At 69.7% G+C, this 12,360-nt stretch carries 12 protein-coding genes; 8 read left to right on the forward strand and 4 right to left on the reverse strand.

Going from position 1 to position 12,360, the window contains the following annotated elements:
- The first annotated feature begins 71 nt into the window (after positions 1 to 71).
- From ACWD04_RS15135 to ACWD04_RS15155, 5 genes are all read left to right on the forward strand, one after another.
- Complete coding sequence (locus ACWD04_RS15135) at positions 72 to 539, forward strand: peroxiredoxin (RefSeq protein ID WP_451131906.1); 468 nt, start codon at positions 72 to 74, stop codon at positions 537 to 539.
- Positions 540 to 794: 255 nt separating this feature from the next.
- A complete protein-coding gene (locus ACWD04_RS15140) occupies positions 795 to 1,370 on the forward strand; it encodes a TerD family protein (RefSeq protein WP_451131908.1) in 576 nt (191 codons plus the stop codon).
- A gap of 151 nt (positions 1,371 to 1,521) precedes the next feature.
- Complete coding sequence (locus ACWD04_RS15145; RefSeq protein WP_451131910.1) at positions 1,522 to 2,097, forward strand: TerD family protein; 576 nt, start codon at positions 1,522 to 1,524, stop codon at positions 2,095 to 2,097.
- Between the two features lie 69 nt (positions 2,098 to 2,166).
- The gene (locus tag ACWD04_RS15150) at positions 2,167 to 3,315 is read left to right on the forward strand and encodes a DUF475 domain-containing protein (RefSeq protein ID WP_451131912.1); all 1,149 of its coding nucleotides are present in this window, start codon (positions 2,167 to 2,169) and stop codon (positions 3,313 to 3,315) included.
- A 166-nt stretch (positions 3,316 to 3,481) separates the two neighbouring features.
- A complete protein-coding gene (locus ACWD04_RS15155) occupies positions 3,482 to 4,216 on the forward strand; it encodes a TerD family protein (RefSeq protein WP_451131914.1) in 735 nt (244 codons plus the stop codon).
- Between the two features lie 33 nt (positions 4,217 to 4,249).
- Here the strand turns inward: ACWD04_RS15155 and ACWD04_RS15160 are convergent, their stop codons facing one another.
- Positions 4,250 to 5,143, reverse strand: a complete 894-nt coding sequence (locus tag ACWD04_RS15160) for a TerD family protein (protein ID WP_451131916.1) — start codon at positions 5,141 to 5,143, stop codon at positions 4,250 to 4,252.
- 211 nt (positions 5,144 to 5,354) lie between these two features.
- Here ACWD04_RS15160 and ACWD04_RS15165 point away from each other — a divergent pair, with 211 nt between their 5' ends.
- The 3 genes from ACWD04_RS15165 to ACWD04_RS15175 are packed head-to-tail and all read left to right on the forward strand — an operon-like array spanning position 5,355 to position 9,918.
- Entirely contained in the window at positions 5,355 to 6,515 is a 1,161-nt protein-coding gene (locus ACWD04_RS15165; protein WP_451131918.1) for an HpcH/HpaI aldolase/citrate lyase family protein, read from the forward strand.
- 41 nt (positions 6,516 to 6,556) lie between these two features.
- A complete protein-coding gene (locus tag ACWD04_RS15170) occupies positions 6,557 to 9,034 on the forward strand; it encodes a phosphoribosyltransferase (protein ID WP_451132252.1) in 2,478 nt (825 codons plus the stop codon).
- Positions 9,031 to 9,918 carry an HAD family hydrolase gene (locus ACWD04_RS15175; protein WP_451131920.1) on the forward strand — a complete coding sequence of 296 codons (888 nt, stop codon included), beginning with the start codon at positions 9,031 to 9,033 and terminating at the stop codon, positions 9,916 to 9,918. The genes ACWD04_RS15170 and ACWD04_RS15175 overlap by 4 nt, the downstream gene beginning before the upstream one ends.
- Before the next feature lie 92 nt (positions 9,919 to 10,010).
- On the opposite strand, the gene ACWD04_RS15180 is transcribed toward ACWD04_RS15175, so the two are convergent.
- The 3 genes from ACWD04_RS15180 to ACWD04_RS15190 all read right to left on the reverse strand — a co-directional run bounded on the left by ACWD04_RS15180 (position 10,011) and on the right by ACWD04_RS15190 (position 12,347).
- Entirely contained in the window at positions 10,011 to 10,229 is a 219-nt protein-coding gene (locus ACWD04_RS15180) for an FmdB family zinc ribbon protein (RefSeq protein ID WP_451131922.1), read from the reverse strand.
- Between the two features lie 9 nt (positions 10,230 to 10,238).
- A complete protein-coding gene (locus tag ACWD04_RS15185) occupies positions 10,239 to 10,844 on the reverse strand; it encodes a DUF4383 domain-containing protein (protein WP_451131924.1) in 606 nt (201 codons plus the stop codon).
- Between the two features lie 135 nt (positions 10,845 to 10,979).
- On the reverse strand, positions 10,980 to 12,347 hold the full coding sequence (locus ACWD04_RS15190) for a hypothetical protein (RefSeq protein ID WP_451131926.1): 1,368 nt from the start codon (positions 12,345 to 12,347) through the stop codon (positions 10,980 to 10,982).
- Between the last annotated feature and the right edge of the window lie 13 nt (positions 12,348 to 12,360).

Below are 12,360 nucleotides of genomic sequence, written 5' to 3' on the forward strand. Positions count from 1 at the left end.
TGCGTAGGGTGGGTATCACCCGGACGGCCCAGGCCGGGGAAGTACGACGTTTGCGAAGGGACGCGTTTCACATGGCGATCGAGGCCGGTACGCAGGCTCCGGATTTCGAGCTGAAGGACAACCACGGGCGGACCGTGAAGCTCTCCGATTTCCAGGGTTCTCACGGCGCCAAGAACGTGGTGCTGCTCTTCTACCCCTTCGCCTTCACCGGCGTCTGCACCGGGGAACTGTGCGCGCTCCGCGACGAGCTGCCGAAGTTCGAGAACGACGACACCCAGCTGCTCGCCGTGTCCAACGACTCGATGCACACCCTGCGCGTCTTCGCCGAGCAGGAGGGCCTCGAGTACCCGCTGCTCTCGGACTTCTGGCCGCACGGGGAGACCTCGCGGGCGTACGGCGTCTTCGACGAGGACAAGGGCTGCGCGGTGCGCGGCACGTTCATCATCGACAAGCAGGGTGTGGTCCGCTGGACCGTCGTCAACGGCCTGCCGGACGCACGTGACCTGAACGACTACATCAAGGCACTCGACGCGATCTGATCCGGGGAGGTCCCGGGGAGGTGCCCGGGGCCGGCCCCGCGTGGACCCGCGATGTGCGGGCTCCGGGCTGAATGCCGGCGCTCGACGACATCCGTGCGGTTTGCGACCCGCCGGCTCCGGGGATCTCCTGGCGGCGACCGGTCAAAAGCCTGTTTTGGCCGGGAACCGGTCACTAGGATCCAATCGTTGATCCTATGCCAACGCACGACGGGGGCGCTGGTGTCTGCCCGCCCTCTCAAACCTTTTGGAGGACTCGTGGGAGTCAGCCTCAGCAAGGGCGGCAACGTCTCGCTGACCAAGGCCGCGCCGAACCTGACCGCGGTCATCGTCGGTCTGGGCTGGGATGCCCGTACGACCACCGGCGGTGACTTCGACCTCGACGCCAGCGCGCTGCTGGCGAACGCCGAGGGCAAGGTCGGCAGCGACGGAAATTTCGTCTTCTTCAACAACCTCAAGAGCCCCGACGGCTCGGTCGAGCACACCGGTGACAACCTCACCGGTGAGGGCGAGGGCGACGACGAGGTCATCAAGGTCAACCTGGCCGGTCTCCCTGCGGACATCGACAAGGTCGTCTTCCCGGTCTCGATCTACGAGGCCGAGAGCCGTCAGCAGAGCTTCGGCCAGGTGCGCAACGCGTACATCCGCGTGGTCAACCAGGCGGACAACACCGAGCTCGCCCGCTACGACCTGAGTGAGGACGCCTCGACGGAGACCGCCATGGTCTTCGGTGAGCTCTACCGCAACGGTGCGGAGTGGAAGTTCCGCGCCATCGGCCAGGGGTATGCCTCGGGTCTGCGCGGCATCGCGCAGGACTTCGGCGTCAACGTCTGAGCCCGGTCCGGAGGAACCTCCGGACACCACGGCTCCATCCGCGTCCGGCGTCGCACCCTGTGCGGCGCCGGACGCGCTCGGCAGAGCGCCCGCGTCCGCAGGCGCCCGTGCCGGGCCGGAAGACCGTCCATCGACTCGGGGAGGACACACCATGGGCGTCACGCTCGCCAAGGGAGGCAATGTCTCCCTCTCCAAGGCCGCACCCGATCTCACCAAGGTGCTGGTCGGGCTCGGCTGGGACGCACGATCCACGACGGGAGCCGACTTCGACCTCGACGCCAGCGCGCTGCTGTGCCAGTCGGGCCGCATCCTCGGCGACGAGTGGTTCGTGTTCTACAACAACCTCACCAGCCCCGACGGCTCCGTCGAGCACACCGGGGACAACCTCACGGGTGAGGGCGACGGCGACGACGAGTCCGTCATCGTGAACCTGACGGAGGTGCCGGCGCACTGCGACAAGATTATTTTCCCGGTCTCGATCCATGAAGCCGACAATCGAGGGCAGACCTTCGGTCAGGTCAGCAATGCCTTCATTCGCGTGGTGAACCAGGCGGACGGTCAGGAGCTGGCGCGGTACGACCTCAGCGAGGACGCGTCGACGGAGACGGCGATGATCTTCGGTGAGCTCTACCGGTATGGCGGGGAGTGGAAATTCCGTGCAGTCGGACAGGGGTACGCGTCCGGGCTTCGGGGCATCGCTCTAGACTTCGGGGTCAACGTTTCATAAAGCCGCGCACGGCGCGGGGGAGCCCCGTACTCACCGGGGGAGACCCTTACACACACGATGGGGTAGCCAGTGGTCCTGAAAACCTTCGGCTGGTCGTTCGCGGTCACCGCGCTCGGCTTGGTCGCAGCGGTGTTCTACGGGGGGTGGCAGGCTTTCGGCATCGTCGCGATCCTGTCGATCCTGGAGATCTCGCTGTCCTTCGACAACGCGGTGATCAACGCCGGAATCCTGAAGAAGATGAGTGCCTTCTGGCAGAAGATCTTCCTCACCATCGGCATCCTCATCGCGGTCTTCGGTATGCGGCTGGTCTTCCCCGTCGTGATCGTGGCCATCAGTGCACAGCTCGGCCCCATCGAGGCCGTCGATCTCTCCTTCAACGACCCCGACCGGTACAAGGAGCTGGTGACGGACGCCCATCCGTCCATCGCCGCCTTCGGTGGGATGTTCCTGATCATGATCTTCCTCGACTTCATCTTCGAGGATCGTGACATCAAGTGGCTCGGCTGGCTCGAGCGTCCGCTCGCCAAGCTCGGCAAGGTCGACATGCTGTCGGTCTGCGTCGCGCTCATCGTCCTGATGATCACCGCCATGACCTTCGCGACCCAGGCCCACCAGCACGGTGGCGGACACGCGAACAAGGCGGAGACCGTCATGCTCTCCGGCATCGCCGGTCTGATCACGTACCTCGTGGTCGGCGGCCTCTCCGGCTTCTTCGAGAAGAAGCTCGAGGAGGAGGAGGAGCGCGAACACGAGGCCGAGGAAGAGGCCAAGAAGGCCGGCAAGCCGGTCTCCGGTGTCGTCCTGGCGGGTAAGGCCGCGTTCTTCATGTTCCTCTACCTCGAGGTCCTCGACGCCTCCTTCTCGTTCGACGGCGTCATCGGTGCCTTCGCCATCACCAACGAGATCGTGCTGATGGCCCTCGGCCTCGGTATCGGCGCCATGTACGTCCGTTCGCTCACCGTGTACCTGGTCCGCCAGGGCACGCTGGACGACTACGTCTACCTGGAGCACGGCGCGCACTACGCGATCGGCGCCCTCGCGGTCATCCTGCTCGTCACCATCCAGCACGAGATCAACGAGCTCATCACCGGCTCCGTCGGGGTCATCCTGATCGGCTGGTCCTTCTGGTCCTCGGTGCGGCGCAACAAGGCCATCGCCGCGGCCGGCGGCGACGGCGGCGGCTCCGATTCCAAGGCAGAAGTCTCCTCCGGGGTGTGACCCGGTAGGGAATGAGGAACGCTCTCTCTGCGGGGCGGCCCACGCGGCGGTTCTCCGGGAACACCCGGACCCGGCCGGTGGCCGCCCCGCAGTGACGTGCGGAGCGTGTGGGGCCGTGTGGGCCGTGTGTGAGGTCGGGGTACTACCGAAGAATTTGGGGGTTGGGATGGCCTTCTGGGACGGCCTTTTTCCGTTGCGGTCGGCGCAGTTCGAGTCGGGGGACTCCGCGACGAGCTCGATCGTGCTCTCCAAGCGCAACGCGACGGTCTCGCTGAACAAGCAGGGCGCTCTGTCGGGCAACTTGCGCGTCAACCTGTCGTGGCAGATGCGTACGTCGGACATCGGCGGCAGGTCGCGGCAGAGCGGCAGGCTGCTGCGCCCGCTGAAGCTCTTCCAGCCCGACGTGGTCCAGGCGCACACCCAGGGCATGGTCAACGTCGACCTGGACCTGGGCTGCATGTACGAACTGGCGGACGGGACCAAGGGCGTGGTGCAGCCTCTGGGCAACCTCATCGGCGACCTGAACGCGGCGCCGTACGTCAGGCTCAGCGGCGACGACCGTTTCGGGGCGCCGTCGGGCGAGACCGTCTACGTGAACCTCGACAAGCGTGACGAGATCAAGCGCCTGCTGTTCTTCGTGTACATCTACGACCAGACCCCGGCCTTCGACCGTACGCATGCCAAGGTGACGCTCTATCCGGGCAACGGACCGCGCATCGAGATCGAGCTGGACGAGCGGGCCCCGCAGGCCCGCTCCTGTGCGGTGTTCACCATGGACAACGTCAAGGGCGAGCTGATCGTGCGCCGCGAGGTGAAGTTCGTGTACGGCTTCCAGTCGGAACTGGACCGGATGTACGGCTTCGGTATGCAGTGGGGACGCGGCTACAAGACGCGGGCCTGAGTGCGCGCCGTCAGGGACGACCGCGCACCTGGTTCACGACCGGAGGAACTGCGGGCCCTGCGGGGGGAGCACGAAATTCGGGTCGGCGGCATGCGCCGCCGCCGCAGCGGGCTGGGGGTAGCCGTACGCCGGCTGGGCCGCGGCGGGCTGGGGGTAGCCGTACGCGGGCTGAGGAGCCGCGGTGGGCGGCTGCGGGTAGCCGTAGCCCGACTGGGGCGCCACGGACGGCTGCGGGTAGCCGTACGCGGGCTGCTGGTGCTGGACCGTGGCCTGGGAGTCGGGCAAGGGCGCGGTGGGCTCCGGTGCGGGCGGGGCGGACGCGGACGTGTCGGGGGCGTTGGGCACGGCCGGGGGGCCGGGCTCGGAGGCGGCTTCGGCCTCGTCCACGGAGATACCGAAGGCGGTGGCCAGTCCGACGAGGCCCGTCGGGTATCCCTGTCCCACCGCCCGGAACTTCCAGCTGTCGCCGCGCCGGTACAGCTCGCCGCAGATGACGGCGGTCTCCTCGCCGGTCTCCGCGCGCACATCGAAGACCGCGAGCGGCTCACCGGCTGCGGATGCCGCGTCGTACAGCGATATCCGCAGATCCGTCACACGCTCGAACGCCGCCTCGTCGCAGGACGCGGCGATGACCACCTGTTCCACGGAGGGGTCGAGCGAGGAGAGATCCGCCTCGATCGTGTCCGTGAGCCCTTCGGGTCCGCTGCGCTTGGGCAGGCGCCGGACGAGGCCCGAAGGATGCCGCGGCTGGTTGTAGAAGACGAAGTCCTCGTCGGAACGCACCCGGCCGGTGGGGCCGATCAGCAGGGCGGAGGCGTCTACATCCGGGACATCGGCGCCCGGGGTCCAGTGCAGTACGGCCCGTACGGCCATGGCGTCGAGAGGGACGTTCGAGCCCTTCAGCATCGCGTGCGTCATGGCGGTCATCCTGCCTGCTGGGGGAGCGTCCGGACAACGCGGGGGTACGAAACAGTAGGCCAGGAGCTGTTCGCGGGGAGCACGCAGGCGCGCCGCGCGGGGCGTGAGATGCGTCGGGGACACCCGAAGTTCACAGGGACGGGGAACCTACGACACCTGTCCGAACGTACTATTACCGGCCATACGTTGTCCGGTCTCTATGGCAGTACGGGGGAATCACATGCGTCATTTCGGGCATATCTCGCCCCCTGTCCGGGAGGGCCTGTTCTTCAGGGAGCCGTGCGAATTCGACGCGCGTTCCTCCTCCCGCATGCTCTCGGTGGCCCTGGGTGCCACGCTCTACAGCCCCGCGACCCGGCCCAGACTGGCCGATGACGTGATCAAGCAGAGCGGGCAGGGCGTCGTCTCCATGGTGCTCTGCCTGGAGGATTCCATCGACGACTCCGAAGTCGTCGCTGCCGAGGCCAATCTGGTCCGGCAGTTCGCCGACCTCGAGGCGCGGGCCGCCGAGGTGCCGCTGCTCTTCATCCGAGTCCGTGAACCGGAGCAGATCTCCGACCTCGTACGGCGACTCGGGAGCTCCGTCCGATTCTTGTCCGGATTCGTCCTTCCGAAATTCACGGAAGAGCGGGGCGAGTTCTTCCTGGAGGCCCTCACCGAGGCCGAAGCGGACAGCGGACACCGGCTGTTCGCGATGCCCGTCCTCGAATCGCCCGAGCTGCTGCATCTGGAGACCAGAGGCGAAACCCTTCGGGGAATCGCCCGCACCGTCGACAAGCACCGCGAGCGGATCCTGGCACTGCGGCTCGGCGTCACCGATTTCTGCTCCGCCTACGGCCTGCGCCGGGCCCCCGACATGACGGCGTACGACGTCCAGATCGTCGGCGCCGTCATCGGCGACGTCGTCAACGTGCTGGGCCGGGCGGACGGCACCGGTTTCACCATCACCGGGCCCGTGTGGGAGTACTTCCGCCTCCAGGAGCGGATGTTCAAGCCCCAGCTGCGTCGCAGCCCCTTCGTGGGGCAGGCCGAGGAACTGCGCACCACGCTCATCGAACACGACCTCGACGGTCTGCTGCGCGAGATCGAACTCGACCGGGCCAACGGGCTGCTCGGCAAGACCTGCATCCATCCGTCCCACGTCCTGCCCGTGCACGCGCTGTCGGTCGTCAGCCACGAGGAGTACAGCGACGCGCAGGACATCCTCCGGCCTGAGCGGGGCGGCGGCGGAGTGCTGCGATCCGCGTACACGAACAAGATGAACGAAGTGAAGCCGCACCGCGCCTGGGCCGAGCGGACCCTGCAGCGTGCCGAGGTCTTCGGCGTGGCACGCGAGGACGTCGGCTTCGTGGAACTCCTGGCCGCAGGCCTGGCGGGCTGAGCGCGGGCATGGACGAGGCGGCGGACGCGGGCGAGGCGGTCATGGGCGGGCACGCGCGGGCACACGAGCACATACGGGAAGAAGAGGCAGTGGACGTGGAGTGGTCGGGTAACTGGGTCGCCGGGCGGCTCGGGGTCGAGCTCGCCGGCGGCGGGGAGATCCGGGAGCTGCTGGGCCTCGCCCTGCGCCGCAACCCGAAGCGGGCGCACCTGCTCGTGTCGAACGTCCTGGGCAAGCACGTGCCGCAGCGGCCGTCCGTCGTCCACGGCGTGGGCTACGAGCTCGGCGAGCGGGTACGGCACCTGCTGGGCGAGACGGAGGCCCCTCGCGCGGTCGTCCTCGGCTACGCGGAGACGGCGACCGGCCTCGGCCACGCCGTCGCGGACGGCCTCGGGGTGGCTCCGTACCTCCACTCGACCCGGCGCCCCGTCCCCGGCGTCGCACAGGCGGGCGGCTTCGAGGAGGCGCACTCGCACGCCACCTCCCATCTGCTGCTGCCCGAGGACCCGGAACTGCTGAACGCCACAGGGGAGAGCTCGCCGCTGGTCCTGGTCGACGACGAGTTCTCCACCGGCAACACCGTGCTCAACACCATCCGGGCCCTCCACGCGCGCTACCCCCGGGACCGGTACGTCATCGTCGCCCTGGTGGACATGCGGTCCGAGGCCGACCAGGGGCGGCTCGCCGGATTCGCCGAGGAGATCGGCGCCCGCGTCGACCTGGTGGCCCGTGCCCGTGGCACCGTGCGCCTGCCCGACGGAGTCCTGGAGAAGGGCCGCAGCCTGGTGGCCGCGCAGGAAGCGGCCACCACCGATGCCGAGCCTCCGGCCCCGCGTTGCGTCCCCGCCCGCGTCGACCTCGACTGGCCGGCCGGTGTACCCGACGGCGGACGCCACGGCTTCACCCCCGTCCACCGCGCGGCACTGGAAGCCGCTCTCCCAACCATGGCGGGCCGTATCGCCGACGCCCTGGGTGATGCTCGCCGGGTGCTCGTCCTCGGCTTCGAGGAGCTGATGTACGTGCCCCTGCGGCTCGCCACCGCGCTGGAGGACGCCACCACGGCCGAGGTGCGGTACTCCACCACCACCCGCTCGCCCGTGCTCGCCGTCGACGACCCCGGCTACGCCATACGCAGCCGCCTCGTCTTCCCCGCCCACGACGACCCCGCCGACGGGCCGGGCGACCGGTACGCCTACAACGTCGCGGGCGCGGGGTTCGACGCCGTCGTCGCCGTCGTCGACTCCACCGCCGACACGCCCGCACTGCACGCCCCCGACGGACTGCTGGCCCGGCTCGCCGCGCACACCGACCGGGTCCTGCTCGCGGTCGTCCCCTCGTACGTCCCGTCGCCGACCTCCCACAGGCAGGAAGCCGCCATGCTGCCCGAACCCCTCCGGGGCCCTGCCTTCTCCTCGTACGCGGCGGACGACGTCGGCTGGCTGCTCCAGGACCTCTCGGACACGCCGCTGGAGGCCCCCACCGAGGAGCGCGAGGAGGCGATCCAGAGCGGCGGCGCGCACTACGCCGAGTCGCTGCCCGTCGAATACCAGCCCAGCCCGCAGTACCAGGAGCTGTTCAAGGCCGCCCTGGAGACCTCGGCGGCCCGTATCGCCCGGGCCGTCGGCACGGTCACGGAGACCGTCCTCGCCGAGAGGGGGCACCGCCCCGTCCTGGTCTCCCTCGCCCGGGCCGGCACCCCCGTCGGGGTCCTCATGCGCCGATGGGCCCAGCACCGGCACGGCCTCGGCCTGCCGCACTATGCCGTCTCCATCGTCCGAGGCCGCGGCATCGACGCCAACGCCCTGCGCTGGCTGGCCGCCCACCACGACCCGGCGGACGTCGTCTTCGTCGACGGCTGGACGGGGAAGGGCGCCATCACCCGCGAACTCGCGGCGGCGCTGAAGGAGTTCGAGGGCTTCAACCCGGAGATCGCCGTACTGGCCGACCCGGGCGGCTGCGTACGGACGTACGGGACGCGCGAGGACTTCCTCATTCCGTCCGCCTGCCTCAACTCCACGGTGTCCGGGCTGATCTCCCGGACGGTCCTGCGCTCCGACCTGGTCGGCCCGCACGACTTCCACGGTGGGAAGTTCTACCGTGAGCTCGCGGACTCCGACGTCTCCGGTCTGTTCCTCGACACCGTCGCCGCGCGCTTCGACGAGGTCGCCGACGCCGTGGACGCCGAGGCGAAGGAACTCCTCGCCGCGGACCGCGCCCCCACCTGGGAGGGATGGGCCGCCGTCGAGCGGATCAGCGAGGAGTACGGCATCCACGACGTGAACCTGGTCAAGCCCGGCGTCGGCGAGACGACCCGGGTACTGCTGCGCCGTGTTCCCTGGAAGATCCTGGCCAAGCGCGGGGCCGGCGCCGACCTCGACCACGTACGGCTGCTCGCCGAGCACCGCGGCGTCCCGGTCGAGGAGGTCGAGGAACTCCCCTACTCCTGCGTCGGGCTGATCCACCCCAAGTACACCCGCGGCGCCACCGGCGCGGACGGCACGGCGGTGACGGCGAAGTGAGCGACACCTCGACCACACCGGACACACCCGTGCACGCTGCTGCGGACGTGGCGGCGGACGCCCCCGTGACGCTGGTGGCCAGTGACCTCGACCGCACCCTCATCTACTCGGCGGCGTCCCTCCAGCTGACCATGCCCGACGAGCAGGCCCCACGCCTGCTCTGCGTGGAGGTGTACAACCGGGCGCCCCTCTGCTACATGACGGAGACGGCCGCCGCCCTGCTCGACGAACTGGCCCGCACCACGGTGTTCGTCCCGACCACCACCCGGACCCGGGAGCAGTACAACCGCATCCACCTGCCCGGCCCCGCTCCCCGGTACGCCATCTGCGCCAACGGCGGACACATCCTGGTGGACGGGGTCTCCGACCCGGACTGGCAGGACCATGTGGTCCACCGGATCGCCGGCGAGTGCGCCTCCCTCGCCGAGATCCGCGCCCACCTCCAGGCCGCAGGCGACCCCTCGTGGCTGCTCAAGGAACGGGTTGCCGAGGACCTCTTCGCCTACCTGGTCGTCGACCGTGCCGCACTTCCCCAGAGCTGGGTGAAAGAGCTGTCCGCCTGGGCGGACCCCCGGGGCTGGACCGTCTCCCTCCAGGGCCGCAAGATCTACGCCGTACCCAAACCGCTCACCAAGAGTGCCGCGATGCGCGAGGTGGCCCGCCGCTGCGGTGCCACGCTGACGCTCGCCGCCGGTGACTCCCTCCTGGACGCCGACCTGCTGCTCGCCGCCGACCGGGCCTGGCGCCCGGGCCACGGAGAGCTCGCCGACTGCGGCTGGGGCGCACCCAACACCGAGGTGCTCCGGGAGCGGGGTGGCGCTGCCGGCGAGGAGATCCTGCGCCGTTTCCTGCGCGCCGCAGACCCGCAGGGGGCGGGTCGCTGAGCACACGCGAACGATCGTCCGCAGGATTGACGGGTTCCGGCTGACGCAGGAGACAGCTCTCGCGCAAGAGGTAGCGGCGGTGCCCGACGGCGTCAGCCGCAGCAGCCCCCGCCGCAGCAACCGCCACCGCCGCCTGCGGGGGCGGAAGCCGGGGTGGAGGACGCCGAGCCGCCCACAGCCACGGTGGAGAGCAGCTTCACGGTGTCCTCGTGCCCGGCGGGGCAGGAGGCAGGGTCGGACGACTCGGCCATGGGACGGCTGAGCTCGAACGTCTCGCCGCAGGGGCGGCAGCGGTACTCGTAACGAGGCATGGCTCCACATTAGAGCCTCTTCCCCCTGGGGCTCCCCCTCGCGACCTCGGGCATCGGGGCGACGGTGTGGCGCTCCTCCCGCGCCACCTGCTCGGGGTGGCGGGCGCGCCAGTACGGATTGTCGTGGGGAAGACCGCCGCTGACCCTCCCGTACATACCGAACATCATCAGCAGCACCCCGACCACGAAGCTGAACAGCACGTTCTGCATGTGGAAGGCCAGGAAGTTCATGCTGCTGTCCAGCAGGGCCAGATTCACGAACCCGCTGAGAATGAAGGCGATGCCCAGGACCATGTTCAGGGTCGAGGCGAAGTTCCCGCCGATGACCATGCCGACGAAGAGCAGCAGCCCGACACAGATGGACAGGATACTCAGCGCACCGTTGGTGTTGAGGCCCGCCACCGTGTCGCCGCCCGTGTCGAAGAAGCCGATACGGTCGATGAGCCCCAGGATGCCGAAGGCGAGGAGCAGCAGGCCCATCAGGCCCGCGCCCACCCGGTAGAACCGGCTGAGGCTGTGATCGACGGGCAGGTGCTCGTCAAGGCGAATCGCCTCGCGGCGGGTGGGCTTGCCGCGCCGGCCCTTGGGATGCGGATGCAGAACGTGTGTGGCCATGACGGCCTCCTTCGGCCGCGTGCGGCCAGGAACCCCTCAGCGGAAGCCGCTGCGTACTTCCAGGATCGGCCCACCGGCTGCCGGGGACAAATCGCCCCTTCCGTGCCTGCTCCGCCCGCACGTGGCAGGGTGGCCTCAGGCGCCGCCTCCCAGCTCCTCCCGGATCGCGGACACCACCCGGTTCGTCGTCTGCCGCACGGCCTCGGCCTCGGAGAGGAAGTGCCAGTAGTCGGGATGGCGCCCCTCGAGCCCGGCGATCGCCCGCTCAAGCCGCGCCACGGCGTCGTCCAGCGGGCGGGCATGGCGCGGGTCGGGCGTGTTCCTTCCGGCCATGGCGAGGCGCTGGGCGTCCCGGATCGCGAACCGGGTGCGGTCGATCTCGGCTTGCGGATTCTTGGCCACCGCGTCGAGCCGCTGCAGCCGGTCCCCGGCGGCCGACACCGCCTCATCGGACGTGTTGAGCAGCGCCCGGACCGTACTCAGGAGGGACGTCGCATCGGGCCAGCGCTGCTCGGACCGCGCCTCGGCGGCCTCCGCCAGCTTCGCCTCGGCCTGCCGGACATTGACTGTCGCCTGCTCGGGAACCGGCTGCAGGTCCTGCCAGCAGGCGGCCGAGAAGCGCCGTCGGAGCTCGCTGAGCACCGGCTCGACCTGTCCGGCGCGCGTCGTCAGCGCCTGGGCCCGGGTGCGCAGTGACACCAGTCGGCGGTCGATCTCGGCGGCCCGCTCGGGGAGCTGTTCCGCCTCCGCCCGGACCGCCTCGGCGTCCCGTAGCACGTGATCGGCGCGCTGCAGCGTCTCGGCCACGCCGTGCCGCCCCGCGCCCTGGTTGAGCTTGGTCAGCTCGGGGGCGAGGGCGGCGAGCCGGGCCGCGAGGTCGTCCGCCCGCAGCCCGGAGGCGCGTACCGCGTCCAGAGCGTTGCTCGCGGCGAGCAACGTCTGCCGGGCCCGCTCCACAGCGGGAGCGAGCCGCGCGAGCTGGGTCTCCGCGCTGCTGAGCAGGGTCCCGAGCCCTTGGGCGAACCGGTCGAGCTCACCCTTCACCCGTACGAGCTCGTCCTTGGCCCGCGTCAGCTCGGTCCGCGCACCGGCCGCCGCCGAGGGCTCCAGATCGTCCCGGTCGAGGTCGTGGGCGTCGACCGCGGCGATGTATTCGTGGCTGACCTCGTCGATCCGCCGGCCCAGGGCAGCGAAGTCCTCCGCAGCCTTACGTGCACGGGGCGAACTGTCCACGGCGGTGATCGTCTCGATCGAGATCCGCAGATCGCGCTGAGCGGTGTCCAGCTCGTAGAACGCCGCGGCCGCCGCGTCCTTCGCCGCCTGCGCGTCGGCCCGCTGATTCTCCCCGCGGCCCCCGAACCAGCGGCGCGTACCCCCGCCGGCGAAGGCACCCGGCGACGCCGCGACGACCAGCGGAACCGGCAGCAGCATCAGCACCAGGACGTCCCTGACGGTGGAACCAACACTCGCTTTCGCCTGCGGCCGCGTGTGTGTCGCCGTCACATCCCTCTCCCGT

It is taken from the genome of Streptomyces sp. NPDC002911 (assembly GCF_053591835.1).